This is a genomic window from Novosphingobium sp. SG751A (genome assembly GCF_013149295.1).
GTDB lineage: Bacteria > Pseudomonadota > Alphaproteobacteria > Sphingomonadales > Sphingomonadaceae > Novosphingobium.
Window position 1 is genome coordinate 19,209 of record NZ_JABGCB010000016.1, and the last position, 19,488, is coordinate 38,696.

At 61.9% G+C, this 19,488-nt stretch carries 11 protein-coding genes and 1 riboswitch; of the genes, 3 read left to right on the plus strand and 8 right to left on the minus strand.

The window, feature by feature from the left end:
* Positions 1–27: 27 nt before the first annotated feature.
* From FHW96_RS19640 to crtY, 5 genes are all read right to left on the minus strand, one after another.
* Complete coding sequence (locus FHW96_RS19640) at positions 28–1,689, minus strand: NAD+ synthase (protein ID WP_172342279.1); 1,662 nt, start codon at positions 1,687–1,689, stop codon at positions 28–30.
* A gap of 307 nt (positions 1,690–1,996) precedes the next feature.
* Entirely contained in the window at positions 1,997–6,274 is a 4,278-nt protein-coding gene (gene rpoC / locus FHW96_RS19645) for a DNA-directed RNA polymerase subunit beta' (protein WP_172342280.1), read from the minus strand.
* Positions 6,275–6,344: 70 nt separating this feature from the next.
* Positions 6,345–10,496: a DNA-directed RNA polymerase subunit beta gene (gene rpoB, locus FHW96_RS19650; protein WP_172342281.1), complete on the minus strand. Its 4,152-nt coding sequence runs from the start codon at positions 10,494–10,496 to the stop codon at positions 6,345–6,347.
* A 561-nt stretch (positions 10,497–11,057) separates the two neighbouring features.
* Entirely contained in the window at positions 11,058–12,539 is a 1,482-nt protein-coding gene (locus FHW96_RS19655) for a phytoene desaturase (RefSeq protein ID WP_172342282.1), read from the minus strand.
* The gene (gene crtY / locus FHW96_RS19660) at positions 12,536–13,774 is read right to left on the minus strand and encodes a lycopene beta-cyclase CrtY (RefSeq protein WP_172342283.1); all 1,239 of its coding nucleotides are present in this window, start codon (positions 13,772–13,774) and stop codon (positions 12,536–12,538) included. The genes FHW96_RS19655 and crtY overlap by 4 nt, the downstream gene beginning before the upstream one ends.
* 150 nt (positions 13,775–13,924) lie before the next feature.
* A riboswitch (TPP riboswitch) is annotated at positions 13,925–14,030 on the plus strand.
* An 82-nt stretch (positions 14,031–14,112) separates the two neighbouring features.
* On the opposite strand from crtY, the gene FHW96_RS19665 reads away from it, so the two are divergent.
* The 3 genes from FHW96_RS19665 (at position 14,113) to FHW96_RS19675 (ending at position 17,179) form a co-directional block, all read left to right on the plus strand.
* Positions 14,113–14,514, plus strand: coding sequence for a hypothetical protein (locus FHW96_RS19665; RefSeq protein WP_172342284.1), 402 nt, complete (start codon positions 14,113–14,115; stop codon positions 14,512–14,514).
* A gap of 17 nt (positions 14,515–14,531) precedes the next feature.
* Positions 14,532–16,394 carry a phosphomethylpyrimidine synthase ThiC gene (thiC, locus tag FHW96_RS19670; RefSeq protein ID WP_172342285.1) on the plus strand — a complete coding sequence of 621 codons (1,863 nt, stop codon included), beginning with the start codon at positions 14,532–14,534 and terminating at the stop codon, positions 16,392–16,394.
* 374 nt (positions 16,395–16,768) lie between these two features.
* Positions 16,769–17,179, plus strand: coding sequence for a DUF4440 domain-containing protein (locus FHW96_RS19675; protein ID WP_172342286.1), 411 nt, complete (start codon positions 16,769–16,771; stop codon positions 17,177–17,179).
* A 261-nt stretch (positions 17,180–17,440) separates the two neighbouring features.
* Here the strand turns inward: FHW96_RS19675 and FHW96_RS19680 are convergent, their stop codons facing one another.
* The 3 genes from FHW96_RS19680 to FHW96_RS19690 form a co-directional block, all read right to left on the minus strand.
* The gene (locus FHW96_RS19680; RefSeq protein WP_168603106.1) at positions 17,441–17,731 is read right to left on the minus strand and encodes a hypothetical protein; all 291 of its coding nucleotides are present in this window, start codon (positions 17,729–17,731) and stop codon (positions 17,441–17,443) included.
* Between the two features lie 379 nt (positions 17,732–18,110).
* Positions 18,111–18,551 carry a cupin domain-containing protein gene (locus tag FHW96_RS19685; protein ID WP_172342287.1) on the minus strand — a complete coding sequence of 147 codons (441 nt, stop codon included), beginning with the start codon at positions 18,549–18,551 and terminating at the stop codon, positions 18,111–18,113.
* On the minus strand, positions 18,544–19,485 hold the full coding sequence (locus FHW96_RS19690; protein WP_253951092.1) for a 1-phosphofructokinase family hexose kinase: 942 nt from the start codon (positions 19,483–19,485) through the stop codon (positions 18,544–18,546). The genes FHW96_RS19685 and FHW96_RS19690 overlap by 8 nt, the downstream gene beginning before the upstream one ends.
* Positions 19,486–19,488 lie beyond the last annotated feature (3 nt).

Consider the following 19,488-nt stretch of genomic DNA (forward strand, 5'->3'; position numbering starts at 1 on the left):
CCCTTAACCCGCCGGAGGCAAACCTTTCTAAGCCGTCCGAAACGCCTGCGTTATCGGATAGCGCCGATCCCGCCCAAAATTGCGCGAGCCCAGCTTGACCCCCGGAGGCGCCTGCCGCCTTTTATATTCGGCCAGATGGAGCAGACGCTCGATCCGCCCCACCACGTCGCGGTCGAACCCTTCGCTCACCAGTTGCTCGACCGACTTTTCATGCTCGACCAATCCGAGGAGGATCGCGTCCAGCACGTCATAGGGCGGCAGGGAATCGGAATCCTTTTGATCCGGGCGCAGCTCTGCGCTGGGCGGCTTGGAGATGATATTTTCGGGCATCACCGGCCCATCAGGGCCAAGGCCGATGCGCGGCTTGTTCCAGTTGCGCCATTTCGACAGGGCAAAGACGGTCATTTTATAGACGTCTTTCAGCGGGTTATAGCCGCCGTTCATGTCGCCATAGATCGTGGCGTAACCCACGCTCATCTCGCTCTTGTTGCCCGTGGTCAGCAGCATCGGCCCGAACTTGTTCGACAGCGCCATCAGCGTCACGCCCCGAATGCGGCTCTGGATATTCTCCTCGGCCAAATCGGGCGCACGGCCCGCAAAGGGGCTGGAGAGCATCTCGTCAAAGGCCTTTACCGCAGGGACGATCGGCACCGTGTCATATTTCACGCCCAGCATATGCGCGCATTCGGTCGCATCGATCAGGCTCTCGGTGCTGGTATAGCGGCTGGGCAGCATCACGCACCACACGCGGTCCGCGCCCAGAGCATCGACCGCAATCGCCGCGCACAGCGCCGAATCGATCCCGCCCGACAGGCCCAGCACCACGCCGGGAAACTTGTTGCGGTTCACATAATCGCGCAGCGCCAGCACCATCGCGCAATAGACATCCTCGGGATGCTCGGCCTGCGGCTCGATCTCGCCCCGGTCACAGCGCCAGCCCTTGGCGGTCTTGGTCCAACGGGTCAGAACCTCCTGCTCCTCCCAGTCCTTCATCTGGACCGCAAGACTGCCATCGCCATTGACCACGAAACTGGCCCCGTCGAACACCAGCTCATCCTGCCCGCCCACGCGGTTCAGATAGGCCAACGGCACCCCCGCCGCCGAGGCGCGACGCTTGGCCACGCCGTCGATACGGAGCGTGTCCTTGTCGATCTCATAAGGACTGCCATTGGGGCACAGGAAAATCTCGGCCCCGAAATCAGCCAGGTGGCGGCAGACATTGGGGTGCCAGATGTCCTCACAGATCGGCACGCCGATCATCGTCCCGCGAAAGATGATCGGCTCGGGCAAAGGACCGGGCTGAAACAGGCGCATCTCGTCAAACGTGCCGTAATTGGGCAGCTCATGCTTGAAGCGGATCGCCGCCACCTTGCCCTGATCCAGCAAGGCCACGCCATTATGCAGCGCTCCATCGGCCACGAACACGCTGCCTACCAGCATCGCCGGGCCGCCGGCCGCCGTGGTCTCGGCCATCTTCTGCAACTCGGCCGCCGCGCGCTCCACCAGGCTGGGTTTCAGCACCAGATCCTCGGGCGGGTAGCCAACCAACTGCAATTCCGGGAAAGCGATCAGATCCGCCCCCGCCTCTTTCGCACGGTCGCGCGCAGCCAACATGCCTGCAGCATTGCCGGCCAAATCGCCAACGGACTGGTTCAACTGGGCGAGGGTGATTTTCAACGTATCGGGCATAGGCGCAGGTTTAGGAGGGGTTTGCGCGAATGGGAAGGGTGCAAGAGGGATTTATGGGTTCAATGGATTCATGCCTCCGGCGGGCAAAGGGCGGCGGCGCTTCTAAGGACGATTTCGCCGCGCCGCAGGCTTTAAACCACCGCCCAGGACACCCCGCTGCGAACCTGGCGCCACCCCATTAACGGGATTGTTAAGGGCCCCCGCCCTTAACCCGCGGGAGGCAAAACGCCCCCTTTCTCCAAACAACAGAAACCCCGCCGGATCGCTCCAGCGGGGTCTTCTGTTTCAACCCTGAGGGTCAGAACGCTTATTCAGCGCCGTCGTTCAGGTAATCGCCTGCATCGGCGTCCAGACCATGGGTTTCGCCCTCGATCGGCGCCAGCGGATCGACCAGACCAGCAGCCTCAGGCCCCTGTGCCAGTTCGGCCGCATGCTCTTCGGCTGCGGTTGCCGGAGCGATCAGGTGCTCCTGCAGCTTGCGATACGAGGCGCGCAGCGCAGCATCGCGGCTGGAGGCGGCCACGCGGATACGGTTCATGCCCGCGCCGGTACCGGCGGGGATGAGACGACCCACGATGACGTTTTCCTTCAGACCGATCAGGCTGTCCTTCTTGCCTTCGACCGCCGCCTGCGTGAGCACGCGGGTGGTTTCCTGGAACGAGGCCGCCGAGATGAACGAACGCGTCTGGAGCGAAGCCTTGGTGATGCCAAGCAGCACCGGCTTGCCTTCGGCGGGACGCTGACCTTCGGTCAGCTTGCCGTTGGTTTCCAGCATCTCTTCCAGATCGACCTGCTCGCCCGGCAGCAACGTGGTGTCGCCACCAAACGTGATCTCGACCTTTTGCAGCATCTGGCGAACGATCACCTCGATGTGCTTGTCGTTGATCTTCACGCCCTGCAAGCGATAGACTTCCTGAATTTCCGCGACGAGATATTCGGCCAGAGCCTCCACGCCGAGAACTTCGAGAATGTCATGCGGGTTGGGCGAGCCCGAGATCAGGTTGTCGCCCTTCTTGACCCAGTCGCCTTCCTGAACGTCGATCACCTTGCTCTTGGGGATCAGGTATTCGACGGGTTCGCCTTCCTGCGGCACAATGGCGATCTTACGCTTCGCCTTGTAATCGCGAACAAATTCAATGCGGCCGGCGATCTTGGCGATCACCGCATTGTCCTTGGGAATGCGCGCTTCGAACAGCTCGGCCACACGCGGCAGACCACCGGTGATGTCGCGGGTCTTGGCAGCTTCGCGCGAGGCACGGGCGATAACGTCGCCCGATTCCACGAACTGACCATCCTCGACCGAAAGCGTCGTGCCCGGCGCCAGCATATAGCGTGCCGCCTCGCCCGAACCTTCGTCCAGCAGGGTCAGACGAGGACGCAGATCCTCCTTCTTGCCGCGGCTGGTCGAGCGGTTTTCGGTGATGATGCGCTGAGTCATACCCGTCGCTTCGTCCACCTGTTCGGTCAGCGTACGGCCGTCGATCAGGTCCTGATACTTCACGCTGCCCGACTTTTCGGTGATGATCGGCGTGGTGAACGGATCCCATTCGGCCAGACGTTCGCCCTGCTTCACGGTCGCGCCGGTCTTGTGCAGCAGATGCGTACCGTAAGGCACGCGGTGCATAGCGCGCTCGCGGCCGTCGGTGTCGATCAGCGCGATTTCGCCATTACGGGCCAGCGAGAGCAGGCGCCCGCGCTTGTCCACGATGGTCGGAATGTCGCGATATTCGACGTGACCGTCGCACAGCGCCTCAAGGTTCGACTGCTCGTTCACCTGCGCCGCGCCACCGATGTGGAACGTACGCATGGTCAGCTGCGTGCCGGGTTCACCGATCGACTGGGCGGCGATAACGCCGACCGCTTCACCGATGTTGACCGGCGTACCGCGCGCAAGGTCACGACCATAGCAGGTGCCGCAAACGCCCTGAGTCGCCTCGCAGACCAGCGGCGAGCGAATGCGCGCCGATTGGATGCCATGCGATTCGATCAGCGCTACCGCCGGCTCGTCCAGCAGCGTGCCCTTGGCCACGATCACACTGCCGTCCTTGGCAAGGATATCATCGGCCAGAGTACGGCCAAGGATACGCTCGCCCAGCGAAGCGATGGTGCTGCCGCCCTGAACGATCGCGCGCATTTCCAGCGCGCGTTCGGTGCCGCAATCGTTGATGACCACGACGCAATCCTGCGACACGTCCACCAGACGACGGGTCAGGTAACCCGAGTTCGCCGTCTTCAACGCGGTATCCGCCAGGCCCTTACGAGCGCCGTGGGTCGAGTTGAAGTATTCAAGAACGGTCAGACCTTCCTTGAAGTTCGAGATGATCGGCGTTTCGATGATTTCGCCCGAAGGCTTGGCCATCAGACCGCGCATACCGGCCAGCTGCTTCATCTGGGTCGGCGAACCACGCGCGCCCGAGTGGCTCATCATGTAGATCGCGTTGATCGGCTTTTGACGGCCGGTTTCCGGATCAATCGGGCTGGACTTCAGCTCTTCCATCATGGCCGCAGCCACCTGATCGCCGCAACGGCTCCAGGCGTCGATGACCTTGTTGTACTTTTCCTGCTGCGTGATCAGACCGTCCTGATACTGCTGCTCATAGTCAGCCACCAGTTCCTTCGTCTCGGCAACCAGCGCATCCTTGCTGTCGGGGATGATCATGTCATCCTTGCCGAAGGAGATGCCCGCCTTGAACGCGTGACGGAAGCCGAGGCTCATGATGGCGTCGGCAAACAGCACCGTGTCCTTCTGGCCGGTGTGACGATAGACCTCGTCGATCACGTCGCCCACGTCCTTCTTGGTCAGAAGACGGTTGACGACGTCGAAGGGCACCTTGTGGCTCTTGGGCAGGCATTCGCCGATCAGCATACGGCCCGGAGTCGTTTCGAAACGCTTCAGGTAGGTCTTGCCGTCTTCGTCGGTCTGCGGAACGCGGGCGATGACCTTCGAGTGCAGCGTGACGGCCTTGGCCTCCAGCGCCTGATGCACTTCGGCCATATCGGCCAGCAGCATGCCCTCGCCCGGCTCGCCTGCGCGGTCCATCGAGAGGTAATAGATGCCCAGCACCATGTCCTGCGACGGCACGATGATCGGCTTGCCGTTCGCGGGGCTCAGGATGTTGTTGGTCGACATCATCAGCACGCGCGCTTCCAGCTGGGCCTCAAGGCTCAGCGGAACGTGAACGGCCATCTGGTCACCGTCAAAGTCGGCGTTGAAGGCCGAGCAGACCAGCGGGTGAAGCTGGATCGCCTTGCCCTCGATCAGCACGGGCTCGAACGCCTGAATGCCCAGACGGTGCAGCGTGGGCGCACGGTTGAGCATGACGGGGTGTTCGCGGATCACCTCGTCCAGGATGTCCCAGACTTCCTTGCGTTCCTTTTCCACCCACTTCTTGGCCTGCTTCAGGGTCATCGACAGACCCTTGGCATCCAGGCGGGCGTAGATGAACGGCTTGAACAGTTCGAGCGCCATCTTCTTGGGCAGACCGCACTGGTGCAGCTTCAATTCCGGACCGGTCACGATGACCGAACGGCCCGAATAGTCCACGCGCTTGCCAAGCAGGTTCTGACGGAAACGGCCCTGCTTGCCCTTGAGCATGTCGGACAGCGACTTCAGAGGACGCTTGTTGGCACCCGTGATGACGCGGCCGCGACGGCCATTGTCAAACAGGGCGTCAACCGCTTCCTGCAACATGCGCTTTTCGTTACGCACGATGATGTCGGGCGCGCGCAGTTCGATCAGGCGCTTCAGGCGGTTGTTACGGTTGATCACGCGGCGATACAGATCGTTGAGATCCGAGGTCGCGAAACGGCCACCGTCCAGCGGCACCAGCGGGCGCAGATCTGGCGGAATGACCGGCACCACGTCGAGGATCATCCATTCGGGGCGGTTGCCCGAATCGATGAAGCTTTCCACGACCTTGAGGCGCTTGATGATCTTCTTGGGCTTCAGTTCCGACTTCGTCTCGGCCAGTTCCTTGAGAAGGTCTTCCTTCTCCTGAACCATGTCGAGGCTCATCAGCATGTGCTTGACCGCCTCGGCGCCGATCCCGGCGCTGAACGCGTCCTCGCCATACTCGTCCTGATAGTCGAGCAGCTCGTCTTCGGTCAGCAACTGGTACTTTTCAAGCGGGGTCAGGCCCGGCTCGATCACCACATAGGATTCAAAGTACAGGATGCGTTCCAGCTGCTTCAACTGCATGTCAAGCAGCAGGCCGATGCGCGAGGGCAGCGACTTGAGGAACCAGATATGCGCAACCGGGGCGGCCAGTTCGATATGACCCATGCGCTCGCGGCGCACCTTGGTCACGGTCACTTCGACGCCGCACTTTTCGCAGACGACGCCCTTGTACTTCATGCGCTTATACTTACCGCAAAGGCACTCATAGTCCTTCACGGGGCCGAAGATGCGCGCGCAGAACAGGCCGTCACGTTCGGGCTTGAACGTGCGATAGTTGATCGTTTCCGGCTTCTTGATTTCGCCGAAGGACCAGCTGCGGATGCGCTCGGGCGAGGCCAGACCGATCTGGATCTGGTCGAAGGTTTCCGGCTTCGCCATCTGATTGGTAAATTTGGTCAGGTCGTTCATATGTCGTCCCTCTAAGGGGTCAAATCTCTGGGGCAAAGGACGGGCGGCCCGTTAAGGCCGCCCGGTCCCCTCACTCCGCCGCGTCGGCCAGATCGTCGCCATCCTCGTCAGTCAACGAAGACAGTTCCACGTTCAGGCCCAGCGAGCGCATTTCCTTGACGAGCACGTTGAAGCTTTCAGGGATACCGGCCTCGAACGTGTCGTCGCCCTTGACGATGGCTTCATACACCTTGGTGCGGCCCACCACGTCGTCCGACTTGACGGTGAGCATTTCCTGAAGCGTGTAGGCGGCGCCATAAGCCTGAAGCGCCCACACTTCCATTTCACCAAAGCGCTGACCACCGAACTGCGCCTTACCGCCCAGCGGCTGCTGGGTAACAAGCGAGTAGGGCCCGATCGAACGGGCGTGGATCTTGTCGTCGACAAGGTGGTGCAGCTTGAGCACATACTTCATGCCCACGGTCACCTTGCGGTCGAACGCCTCGCCGGTGCGGCCGTCGAACAGGGTCACCTGACCCGATTCATCCAGCCCAGCCTTGCGCAGCATCGCGGTCACATCAGCTTCCACCGCGCCGTCGAACACCGGCGAACCCATCGGCACGCCGTTGCGCACGCTCTGGGCCAGCTCGACGATTTCCAGATCACTGCGCGAGCTCAGCTCGGCCGTGTAGTTGTCGCCATAGATGTCCTTGAGCAATTCGCGCACCGCTTCGGGGGGCTCGCCCGCCTGCGGGTTCGGATTGGCTTCGCGCCATGCATCCAGTGCAGCACCGATCTTGCGACCCAGACCGCGAGCGGCCCAGCCCAGATGGGTTTCGAAGATCTGACCCACGTTCATGCGCGAAGGCACGCCCAGCGGGTTGAGCACGAAGTCCACCGGAGTGCCGTCCTCGAGGAAGGGCATGTCTTCCTGCGGCAGGATGCGGCTGATGATACCCTTGTTGCCGTGACGGCCGGCCATCTTGTCGCCCGGCTGAAGCTTGCGCTTCACGGCCACAAAGACCTTGACCATCTTGAGGACGCCCGGAGCCAGCTCGTCGCCGCGTTCCAGCTTTTCCTTGCGATCTTCGAACTTCTCGACGATCGCCTTGATGGCCGTGTCATACTGCGCCTTGGTCGCTTCCAGCTGCTGCTGGCGCGCATCATCGGCCACGGCGAACTTCCACCATTCGTAGCGCTCGACCTCGGCCAGCACTTCTTCGGTGATCTCGATGCCCTTCTTCAGCCCCTTGGGAGCAGCCGCAGCCACCTGGCCCAGCAGCATGTCCTTGAGACGGTTGAAGGTGGCGCGGTTCAGAATCGCGCGCTCGTCCTCACGGTCCTTGGCGAGGCGTTCGATTTCCTCGTTCTGGATCGCGCGGGTACGGTCGTCGATTTCGATACCGTGACGGTTGAAGACGCGAACGTCGACAATGGTCCCTGCCACGCCCGGCGGCAGACGCAGCGAGGTGTCGCGCACGTCGCTGGCCTTTTCACCGAAGATCGCGCGCAGCAGCTTTTCTTCCGGCGTCATCGGGCTTTCGCCCTTGGGCGTGATCTTGCCGACGAGGATATCGCCCGGATGCACTTCGGCGCCGATATAGACGATGCCCGCTTCGTCGAGGTTGCGCAGCGATTCTTCGCCCACATTCGGGATGTCGCGGGTGATGTCTTCAGGCCCAAGCTTGGTATCGCGGGCCATGACTTCAAATTCCTCGATATGGATCGAGGTAAAGACGTCTTCCTTCACGATGCGTTCGCTGATCAGGATGGAGTCTTCGTAATTGTAGCCATTCCAGGGCATGAACGCGACCAGCACGTTGCGGCCCAGCGCCAGTTCACCCAGCTCGGTGCTGGGGCCATCGGCAATGATGTCGCCCTTTTCGACGCTGTCGCCAACCTTCACCAGCGGACGCTGGTTGATGCAGGTCGACTGGTTCGAACGCTCAAACTTCTGCAGCGTATAGATGTCCACGCCAGACTTGCCCGGCTCGATATCGCCCGACACGCGGATCACGATACGGGTGGCGTCCACCTGATCGACGATGCCCGCGCGGGCAGCAGCGATCGCGGCACCCGAATCGCGCGCCACGGTTTCTTCCATGCCCGTGCCGACGAAAGGCGCATCGGCCTTCACCAGCGGCACAGCCTGACGCTGCATGTTCGAGCCCATGAGCGCGCGGTTGGCGTCGTCATTTTCCAGGAAGGGAATGAGCGAGGCGGCCACCGAAACGAGCTGCTTGGGGCTGACGTCCATCAGCGTGATGGTTTCACGCGGAGCCATCACGAATTCGCCGTTCTGACGTGCGCTGACCAGTTCCTCGACGAACGAACCATCACCGTTGGTCGCGGCCGAAGCCTGCGCCACCGTGTGCTTCTGCTCTTCCATCGCGGACAGGTAAACCACGTCCTTGGTCACATGACCGTCGATCACCTTGCGATAAGGCGTTTCGATGAAGCCATACTTGTTGACCCGCGCGAAGGTCGAGAGCGAGTTGATCAGACCGATGTTCGGGCCTTCAGGCGTTTCAATCGGGCAGATACGGCCATAGTGGGTCGGGTGAACGTCGCGGACTTCAAAGCCTGCGCGCTCACGCGTCAGACCGCCCGGCCCGAGCGCCGAAACGCGGCGCTTGTGGGTGACTTCCGAGAGCGGGTTGGTCTGGTCCATGAACTGCGAGAGCTGCGAGGAGCCAAAGAACTCGCGCACAGCCGCCACGGCGGGCTTGGCGTTGATGAGGTCGTTGGGCATCACGGTCGAGACGTCAACCGAGCTCATGCGCTCCTTGACGGCACGCTCCATGCGCAGCAGGCCGACGCGATACTGGTTTTCCAGCAGTTCGCCCACCGAACGCACGCGGCGGTTACCAAGGTTGTCGATGTCGTCGACTTCGCCCTTGCCATCCTTCAGGTTCACCAGTTCCTTCACAACGGCAAGAATGTCGTTGGTTTCCAGCGTGGTGACCGTATCTTCGACGTTCAGGCCAAGACGCATGTTCAGCTTGACGCGGCCCACGGCCGAGAGGTCATAGCGGTCGGCGTCAAAGAACAGGCCTGCAAACAGCGCTTCGGCGGTTTCGCGCGTCGGCGGCTCGCCGGGGCGCATCACGCGATAGATGTCGGCCAGAGCGTGATCGCGGTCCTCGGCCTTGTCGGCCTTCAGCGTGTTGCGGATCCACGGACCGGTCGACACGTGATCGATGTCGAGCAGTTCGAAAGCGTCGATCCCGGCAGCGTCGAGCGCCGCGACATTCTCCGCCGTCACTTCCTCGCCGGCCTCAATATAGATGCGGCCGGTCGATTCGTTGATGACGTCATTGGCGCTGTAACGGCCAAAGATTTCCTCGGTCGGGATCAGCAGGGTCTTGAGACCATCCTTCTCGGCCTTGTTGGCAGCGCGAGGAGAGATCTTGGTTCCGGCGGCAAACACCACCTCGCCACTGGTCGCATCGACAATGTCGAAGGTCGGCTTGGCGCCGCGCCATGCTTCGGCCACGTAGGGGATCTTCCAGCCACCGCTCGCGCGGTTCCAGACGATCGTCTGATAGAAGTAATGCAGGATCTCTTCGTCGTTCAGACCCAGCGCATGCAGCAGCGCCGTCACGGGCAGCTTGCGCTTGCGGTCGATACGGACGTTGACGATGTCCTTGGCGTCAAATTCAAAGTCCAGCCACGAACCGCGATACGGGATCACGCGGGCGGCGAACAGGAACTTGCCCGACGAGTGCGTCTTGCCGCGGTCATGGTCGAACAGAACGCCCGGCGAACGGTGCATCTGCGACACGATCACGCGCTCGGTGCCGTTGATGACGAAAGTGCCGTTCTCGGTCATGAGCGGCATGTCGCCCATGTACACGTCCTGCTCCTTGATATCGAGCACCGACCGGGTTTCGGTCTCGGCGTCGACTTCAAACACGATCAGGCGCAGCGTCACCTTCATCGGAGCGGCATAGGTGATCCCGCGCTGACGACATTCGGTGATGTCGTACTTGGGCTCTTCCAGCTCGTAATGCACAAAGTCCAGCTCGCTGGTGCCGGCAAAGTCGCGGATCGGGAACACCGAACGCAGCGTCTTTTCCAGACCCGAGACGTAACCCACAGCGGGGTTCGAGCGCAGGAACTGCTCATAGGATTCGCGCTGAACCTGAATCAGGTTCGGCATCTGCGTCACTTCGTGAATATCACCGAAGATCTTGCGGATCCGGCGCTTGGCCGAAGCGCGGGAGATGGGCTGGGTTGCCATAGGGCTTGACTTTGCCTCTTTCGTTGGTGGCCTTCGCGGATCTTTTTCGCGGAAAAAAGAGCCGTTAAGCCGAAAAATAATGCCATGCGCGGGGTAAATGGCGGCACCGTTAAACGCACAAAAGGCCGCTGGCGAATCACCCCGCAATCGAGATGAAGGCCCGCAGCCCCTGGCGTCAGATGCAACACCACCGCCTCCTTTCGTGGATGACCCCCGCGCTGGGCCGCCCTTGCTCGAAGCGATGGAACCGGCGGGCATTAGGCGCGTGGGGGCGGTTTGTCAATTGTCGGAGGAAAGGAAGGGTTGCCTCCGGCGGGCAAAGGGCGGGGGCCCTTTGCAATCCCGTTATTTGGGGGTGTGCCCGGTTGGCAGGGTGGCTTTTATCCCATCAAAGCCTGCGGCGCGGGCAAGCAGCGCTGATCGGCGCCGCAGGCTTTCAAATTCAAACGCCGCGCCCAACACCAAAGGCCGAACCCATAACGCGACATCGACAGTAACAGGATTGCAAAGGGTCGAGGCCCTTCGCCCGCCGGAGGCAAACCTTCACCCCCCCAAAAAAACCTACCCCCGCAAATCCTCGATCATCAGCCCAGCGGTCGCCTTGGCGCTGCCCACAACGCCCGGAATCCCCGCCCCCGGATGCGTCCCCGCGCCCACCAGATAGAGGTTGGGGATCACATCGTCGCGATTATGCCCCCGGAACCACGCGCTTTGCGTCAGGATCGGTTCGAGGCTGAAGGCGCTGCCCATATAGGCCGAGAGGTCGGTTTCGAAATCGGTGGGGGCATAGTGGAACTTGGTGGCGATGCGGTCGTGGATGTCGGGGATCAAGCGGCGCCCCACCTCGTCCAATATCCGCTTTTCCAGGATCGGCCCGACCTGATCCCAATCCACCGCCAGCTTGCCGCGATGGGCCACCGGCACCAGCGCGTAAAAGGTCGAACGCCCCTCCGGCGCCATGGACGGATCAGACGCGGTGGGATGGTGCAGATAGATCGAGAAATCGCGCGGCAGCACGCCATTCTCGAAAATATCCTCCAGCAGGCCCTTATAGCGCGGCCCGAACAGGATCATGTGGTGGGGGATATGGGGAAATTGCCCCTCCAGTCCGAAATGGACGACGAACAGGCTGGGCGACCAGCGTTTGCGCGCCAGCGACCGAGCATATTCCACCCCGCGCGGCGTATCGCCCAGCAGGTCGCGATAGGTGTGCATCAGATCGCCATTGCTGGCCACCGCATCAAATCTTTCGCGCCACCCGCTCTTGGTTTCGACCTCATGCGCGCGATTGCCGATCGTGTGGATCTTGACCGCCCCATCGCCCAGCCGCACCGTTCCGCCCAGCCGTTCAAACAGCGCGACCATGCCCGCCACCAGTCGATTGGTGCCGCCCCGTGCCCACCACACGCCGCCATCCTTTTCCAGCTTGTGGATCAGAGCATAGATGCTGCTGGTGCTCATCGGATTGCCGCCGACCAGCAGGGTGTGGAAGGACAAAGCCTCGCGCAGCTTTTCCGACTGAACAAAGCCCGAAACGCGCGAATAAACGCTGCGCCACGCCTGATGCTTCATCAGCGCGGGGGCCGCCTTGATCATGCTCTTGAAGTCAAGGAAAGGCACATGGCCCAGCTTGACGTAGCCCTCGCGATAGACCTCGCCCGCGAAATCGAGGAATTGCTGATAGCCGGCCAGATCGCCCGGCGCCACGCGGTTGATCTCGCTGCGCAATTTGGCTTCATCGTTGGAATAGTCGAAATGGCTGCCGTCGGTCCATTGCAGGCGATAAAAGGGCATCACCGGCATCAGATCAACATCGCCCGCCATGTCCTGACCCGTCAGCGCCCACAGTTCCGACAGGCAGGACGGATCGGTGATCACCGTGGGGCCCGCGTCGAACGTATGCCCTTCACGCTCCCACACATAAGCGCGCCCACCCGGACGCTCGCGCGCCTCGACCAGCGTCGTGGCAATTCCGGAGGATTGCAACCGGATGGCCAGAGCCAGACCGCCGAATCCGGCGCCAATCACACAGGCCTTTTTCATGTTCCCTCGGTTTCCCCGGCAAAGGCCGGTATCGTGGTATCGTGCGAAAGGCGCCCGGGCGCCCCCAGATCAGCCAGCACCCGCCCCCGCCCGACCAGACAGGCCAGCGCCGCGATCAGCGGCACCGGCGGACGCCCGATCAGCAGACGGAGCCGGTCCTTCCAGGTCGATTGCCCGGCATAGAAACGTTCAATCAACCTGTCATTGAGGCGATAGAAGCGGGCGAACACCCGGTACCGCTTGTCCGGCGGCGCCGCGCCAAACAGCATCCGAGCCAGCAGCCGATAAAACCGCCCCGAGCGCCAATGGGCCCGCGCATAATTCTCGACCGCCCCGGCAATCGCCTCGCCCGACATATCGGGCAGATCGGCAATCATCATCGCCACGCGCACCGCCGTAGGCAGCGAATAGCCGGTCAGCGGATGAAACAACCCAGCCGCCACGCCGATCCGCGCCGCGCCATGCATGCCCTCGATCAGGGCATGAGGCTCGCCATCGGCCACCACCGGCAAAACGCCCTGCTCCTCATCCAGCACCTCGGCAATGGTCCAGCTGCGACTGCGCGCATAGGCCGCGATGCGTTCGCGCAGGGCCGGGGCATCAATGTCGGGCGTGTCGGAATAATAGGTGTCCTCGATGAACACCGTATCCTCCGAAAAGGGCAGGACATAGACAAAGCGGAACCCGTCATATTGGGCCCGGTTGCCATCCATGATGATCGGCGAGGTGAGGCCATGGGGGGCCCCGGTCCGCACCATCTGGCCCACGAATTTCTGCCATCCGCCGCGCAGCCCCGGAAAAGCCGCCGCGCCGCGCGCATCGATCACCGCCCCGGCGCGAAACTGCCGCCCATCGGCCAGCGTAAAGCCGCGTCGGTCAAAAGCCGTCACCGTCGCTCCGGTCAGGATCGAGCCGGCGGGCAAAGCCTCTCGCAGGGCCGCATCGAAGCGAGGGCTGGAAATCGTGCGATAGGGATTGCCCAGATGGCGGCGGTTACCGGAAAAGCGCACGCTGTGGCTGTTCCATTTTCCCGCCACTAAAGGTTTGAGCAACCAACGCGCAGCCACCGGAATATCACTGAGAAAAAAGGACCAGAGGTGATGCCCCCCCAGCTTCTCCTCACGCTCAACCAACAGGATGCGCAAATCGGGCCGTCGCGCCGCCAGAGCCAGCGCTACCAGCCCGCCTGCCAATCCCCCCCCGAGGATGGCAATATCCGTGTCATTTCCCGCCATGGCCCAAGTCTATGTTAGCAACCGCTTTCCGGCAACCGACCATACGGGCATATCCGGGAGAAATTTCCCGATGGCCGGACCAGCGCCAAAACCGCGCCCAAAACCGGGAGCCGGCGCTTGCCAAGGCCATCGCCTTCGCATAACCTGCCCTGCATATCCCCGGGGAGCCATGTGGCTGAGAGGTGGGCGTCACGCCCCACGACCCGCTGAACCTGAACCCGTTAATCCGGGCGTAGGGAGGGAAGCGTCTGTCGGCCCGGTATGGTGCCCCCCGCTCCTCCTCTCCTGACGCCGCAGAACATGAAGGCGAGATAAAACGATAAAAAACAGGAGAAGGTATGCAAGAAGCTGGAGATCCGACTGCATGGAGCGCCCTCATTCTTGGTCTGGCCGCGCTGGCCGCGGGAGCAGGGGCACTTAGGCAACCGGGAGTTTGGCAAACCATGATCGGCGAGGTGGAAGGCTCGCCCGCCCTGCAATTCCTATGCGGAATGCTCGAATTGCTGGTGGGCAGCGTGGTCTATCTGGCCAACCCATGGATACCGCATGACCTTCTCACCTGCATCATCAAGGCGCTGGGCGGATTGATGATGGCCGAAAGTCTGGCCATCCTGTTCGCTTGTGATCTTTACACCCAGATGTGGCTGAAAACCCTTGGCAATTTTCACAAGGGCTGGGCCGGCATCACCACTCTCATCGGGCTGGCTCTGACCGTGATTGGCATGGCCCGCTTCGGATAAACAGCAGAAAGCACCCCATGGCCGACATCAACTCCCCCCTTGAAATAGGCGTCACCACCGGCGCGATCCGTGGCTCGAAAAAGATCTACGTCCCCTCGCCCAGTCACCCCGAAATCAAGGTTGCCATGCGCGAAATCGCGCTGGAGTCGTCGGCCAAGGAACCAGCCGTGCGCGTCTATGACACGTCCGGCCCCTATACCGATCCCAATGCCACGATCGACATTTCGGCGGGCCTTGCCCCGCTGCGCCGCGAATGGATCATCGCGCGCGGCGATGTTGAGGAATATGACGCCCGTGCGGTCAAGCCCGAGGACAATGGCCTGAAAGGGCCTGATCGCAGCGGCGGTGTCCCCGCCTTCCCGGCGGTTAACCCCCGCCCCCTGCGCGCCAAGGCGGGCGCCAATGTATCGCAGATGCATTATGCCCGCCGCGGCATCGTCACGCCCGAAATGGAATATGTGGCGCAGCGCGAAAACCTTGGCCGCGCGATCCTGAAGGAAAAGCTGGAGCGGGACGGCGAAAGCTGGGGCGCGGAAATCCCCGATTTCGTCACCGGCGAATTCGTGCGCGATGAAGTGGCCCGCGGCCGCGCCATCATCCCCAACAACATCAACCACCCCGAATCCGAACCGATGGCGATTGGCCGCAATTTCCTGGTCAAGATCAACGCCAATATCGGCAATTCGGCGGTGGCCTCCGATGTCGCCGCCGAAGTGGACAAGATGGTCTGGGCCATCCGCCACGGCGCGGACACGGTGATGGACCTGTCCACCGGGCGCAACATTCACGACACGCGCGAATGGATCCTGCGCAATTCGCCCGTTCCCATCGGCACCGTGCCGATCTATCAGGCGCTGGAAAAGGTCGGCGGTATTGCCGAAGACCTGAACTGGGAAATCTTCCGCGACACGCTGATCGAACAGGCCGAGCAGGGCGTCGACTATTTCACCATCCATGCGGGCGTGCGCCTGCCCTATATCCCGCTGACCGCCAAGCGCGTGACGGGCATCGTGTCGCGCGGCGGTTCGATCATGGCCAAGTGGTGTCTGGCGCATCACAAGGAATCGTTCCTTTACGAGCGTTTCGACGAAATCACCGAGATCATGAAGGCCTATGACGTGGCCTATTCGCTCGGCGATGGTCTGCGCCCCGGCTCGATTGCCGATGCCAATGACGAGGCGCAGTTTGCAGAACTCTATACCCTTGGCGAGTTGACCAAGCGCGCTTGGGAGCAGGACGTTCAGGTGATGATCGAAGGCCCCGGCCACGTGCCGATGCACAAGATCAAGGAAAACATGGACAAGCAGCTTAAGGCCTGCGGTGAAGCTCCGTTCTACACGCTCGGGCCGCTCGTCACCGACATTGCGCCGGGTTATGACCACATCACCAGCGGCATTGGCGCGGCGATGATCGGCTGGTTCGGCACGGCGATGCTCTGCTATGTCACGCCCAAGGAGCACCTTGGCCTGCCCGACCGCGATGACGTCAAGGTCGGCGTGGTGACCTACAAGCTGGCCGCCCATGCAGCCGACCTTGCCAAGGGCCACCCGGCGGCCAAGCTGCGCGACGACGCTCTGTCGCGCGCGCGCTTCGAATTCCGCTGGCGCGATCAGTTCAACCTGTCGCTCGACCCGGATACCGCCGAGCAGTATCATGACCAGACCCTGCCCGCCGAAGGGGCTAAGACCGCCCACTTCTGCTCGATGTGCGGGCCCAAGTTCTGCTCGATGAAGATCACGCAGGAAGTGCGCGAATTCGCCGCCAAGCAGAACGCTCCGATTGAAACGTTTGCCGCCGCAGAGGACGCCGAAGCGGGCATGGCGCAGATGAGCGAGAAGTATAAGGAAGCGGGCGATCTCTACATTCCGGCTGCGGAATAAGGGCACGTTTGGGATTAACGGAAGGGTCGGGGGCCGGGGTGGCTCTCGGCCTTTTTTTGGGGGCGAAAGGGGGCCTCCGGCGGGCAAAGGGCGGGGGCCCTTTGCAATCCCATTAATGTCTAGGTTACGCTATGGGTTCGACCTTTTGTGCTGGGTGCGGCGTTGGGGAATTTAAAGCTTGCGGCGCTTTTGGCGCTTCTTGGCCGCGCCGCAGGCTTTATGAACCATCGCGCATGGCGCCACCTCGCAAACCTGCCCCACCCAATTAATGGGATTGCAAAGGGCCCCCGCCCTTTGCCCGCCGGAGGCAAACCTGCCCCCCCCAAAAAAACACCCCTTTCATAAACCCGAAAAATCGCGCAGCGATGACACCCATGCATAGCCCCACCGCCGACCTCGCCATCCGCCTTGCCCGCGCGGAATTCAACCGCGCGCTGGAACAGGGCGATCTCAACGCTATTACGCCTTTGCTGGCCCCGAATGTGACGCTGATCACGGGGACGGACAGCGCGCTGCTGAACGGGCGCAAGGCGCAATTGCTGGCATGGAAGCGCGAGTTTTCCGCTCCGCTTGCCCAGCGTACGACCTATGCACGAACCACTGAGGCGATTACAATTAGCCGAGTTGAACCAATCGCGATGGAGCATGGCGCATGGCAGGGCGTGGGCGCTAATGGCAAAATTCAGGCTTCGGGCACTTATGCGGCGAAGTGGCGCAATCTGGCGGCCAATGCCCCGCAACCGCGCTGGGTGCTTGAGGCCGAGATTTTCGTTACGCTGAAGTGATCAATCGGCTCGCGCGGCCCTTCAACCAACCCCGTCATAAAAATTCATAAAATTCGCCAATGTGGCCATTTCATTCATGGATTTGTCAGACGCGCCCTGCCATATCGACCTCGCGGCCTAGCCGGCTCTTTTAGAAGAGGCTACCAACCCGGCTGGGCCGCAACTCCCCCATATGCGCATATGCAAAAGGGCGGCCGGAATGATCCAGCCGCCCCTTGCGTATCTCAGCATTCAGAACCGGCCCAGTGACGGGCCTAGCCCTTACTGGCCTTCAACAACGTCCTTGTTGTCGAGGTGCTGGACTTCGTGCATGTCGAAGTTGACGGGAGCGCGGTTGAACGTGCCCGACACGCCGTTCTTGGTCACCTTCAGTTCGAAAGGCACCTTGCCGTTATAGGCCGAGCCCTTGAGAACCTTGACGCCGTTCTGCACTTCCGAGGTGTAGGTGTAGGTCACGCCCTGATAGGTGAAGCTCTGCTTGGGTGCTTCTTCAGCGAAAGCGACGGTGGGCAGAAGAGCGAAAGCAGCGGCAGCGATAACAGTCTTGATCATGGCAATATTCCCTATTTGGTTAGGAGCAATTGCCTCGAAGCACCCTTTATGTTGTTGAATACCGTTTAACGTGAATGGTGGGAATGTAGCAATTGCATTCACCAACGATATGATTGCATTTTTTGCAATTTTGTCAAAGCTTACCGATGAAGAATCTCCACCTATCCCATTATAATTCGGCATATTTCCGCTAAATGCCCGAGATTGCGGGCCTGAAACGCCCCACCGCCCCGCATCGACCTTGAATAGGAATGCATACAAGTTCGCCCTGCCTGTTCCGACGAAAAGTGCCAGAACCACCCCGACATTCCTGCGGCGAATCACACCACAGGGATCATCGAAAAACCATTATGGAATGATGAGGCGCAACATCGAACCATTACCCACCCGGATGCCACCCCGGCGGCGCCAATTCGAACCCGTCAAAGGTGAAACCCGGCGCCACCACGCAACTGACCAACGCCCAGCCATCGCCCGCCCGCGCCGATTGCCAATGCCCGGTCGGGATCACCCCCTGCGGAGCCTCGCCGTTCAGCACATCGCCGCCCAGACGAATCCAGCGTACCGGCCCTTCATCCCCCGGCGCCACGCCCAGATCCAGCGCCGAGCCGCCATGCCACAGCCAGAGCTCGGCCGCGTCGATGCGATGCCAATGCGAGGTCTGCCCCGCCTCCAGCAGGAAATAGATCGTGCTGACGCTCCCTCGCCCATCGGCCCCGCGATCCGCGCCCTCGCGCCATAATTCAACATACCATCCGCCTTCGGGGTGCGGCTGCATCCCCAATCGCTCGATAATCGCCACAGCCTGCGGATCACGCATCTCCCAAAGCCTCCCACATCTGCCGCACCGCCTCCGGGTGGCACAGGTCGGTGCCCGGCGACATCACCGCCGCCGTCCCCGCCGCCATGCCCCAGCGGAATGCGCCCGCCGCATCCTCGCCGCGCAAAAAGCCATGGACCATCCCGCCCACGAAACTGTCGCCCGCCCCGGTCGCGCTTTTGACCGGCACGTCCAGCGCAGACCGTACAATCACCCCGCCTGCGTGGGCCAGCACCGCGCCCTCATGCCCCATGGACACGGCTACATGCGCCGCCTTGCCGCTGCGCACCATCTCCATCGCCGCCTCGCCCACGGCCTGCGCATCGGGCAACTTGCGCCCGATCAGCGCCTCAAACTCGCCCTGGCTGGGCTTGACCAGATAGAGCCCGCCCTGATCCAGCGCCGCCGCCAGCGCCGGGCCGGACGTATCGACCACCACCCGCACATCGCGCCCGGCCAGAGCCGCCGCCATCCGCGCATAGAAATCCACCGGCACCCCGCGCGGCAAAGACCCGCTGGCCACCAGCCAGCCATGACCGAGCCGACTCACATGATCGAAAGCCGCCTGCCACTCTGCCTCATTCACCAGCGGGCCATCGGGGACAAAGCGGAACTCCTTGCCGCTCGACCTTTCATAGACCGCCAGCGATTGCCGCGTATGGTCATGGATGGCGATGCGGTGCCGATCCAGCCCATGCTGGTCCAGCAATTCGTCAAGCAAGGCCCCGGTGGCCCCGCCCGCCAGATAGATCACCTCGACCGCGCCAAGAGATGAAGCATGGCCCATCCGCGCCAGCACGCGCGCCACATTGATCCCGCCCCCGCCCGGATCGTAACGCTCGTCATGCGTACGGATCTTGTGGGTGGGAAACACCGCCTCGGCCTCGCAGGCGCCGTCGATGGCGGGGTTCATCGTCAATGTGGTGACGCGCATCCT

Excerpts from the sequence above, each read along its gene's own strand:
- FHW96_RS19675 (WP_172342286.1), top strand. The coding sequence starts at position 16,769 with ATGCATAGCCCCACCGCCGACCTCGCCATCCGCCTTGCCCGCGCGGAA.
- FHW96_RS19685 (WP_172342287.1), bottom strand. The coding sequence starts at position 18,551 with ATGCGTGATCCGCAGGCTGTGGCGATTATCGAGCGATTGGGGATGCAG.
- FHW96_RS19680 (WP_168603106.1), bottom strand. The coding sequence starts at position 17,731 with ATGATCAAGACTGTTATCGCTGCCGCTGCTTTCGCTCTTCTGCCCACC.
- FHW96_RS19690 (WP_253951092.1), bottom strand. The coding sequence starts at position 19,485 with ATGCGCGTCACCACATTGACGATGAACCCCGCCATCGACGGCGCCTGC.
- rpoC (WP_172342280.1), bottom strand. The coding sequence starts at position 6,274 with ATGAACGACCTGACCAAATTTACCAATCAGATGGCGAAGCCGGAAACC.
- FHW96_RS19665 (WP_172342284.1), top strand. The coding sequence starts at position 14,113 with ATGCAAGAAGCTGGAGATCCGACTGCATGGAGCGCCCTCATTCTTGGT.
- crtY (WP_172342283.1), bottom strand. The coding sequence starts at position 13,774 with ATGGCGGGAAATGACACGGATATTGCCATCCTCGGGGGGGGATTGGCA.
- FHW96_RS19655 (WP_172342282.1), bottom strand. The coding sequence starts at position 12,539 with ATGAAAAAGGCCTGTGTGATTGGCGCCGGATTCGGCGGTCTGGCTCTG.
- thiC (WP_172342285.1), top strand. The coding sequence starts at position 14,532 with ATGGCCGACATCAACTCCCCCCTTGAAATAGGCGTCACCACCGGCGCG.
- FHW96_RS19640 (WP_172342279.1), bottom strand. The coding sequence starts at position 1,689 with ATGCCCGATACGTTGAAAATCACCCTCGCCCAGTTGAACCAGTCCGTT.
- rpoB (WP_172342281.1), bottom strand. The coding sequence starts at position 10,496 with ATGGCAACCCAGCCCATCTCCCGCGCTTCGGCCAAGCGCCGGATCCGC.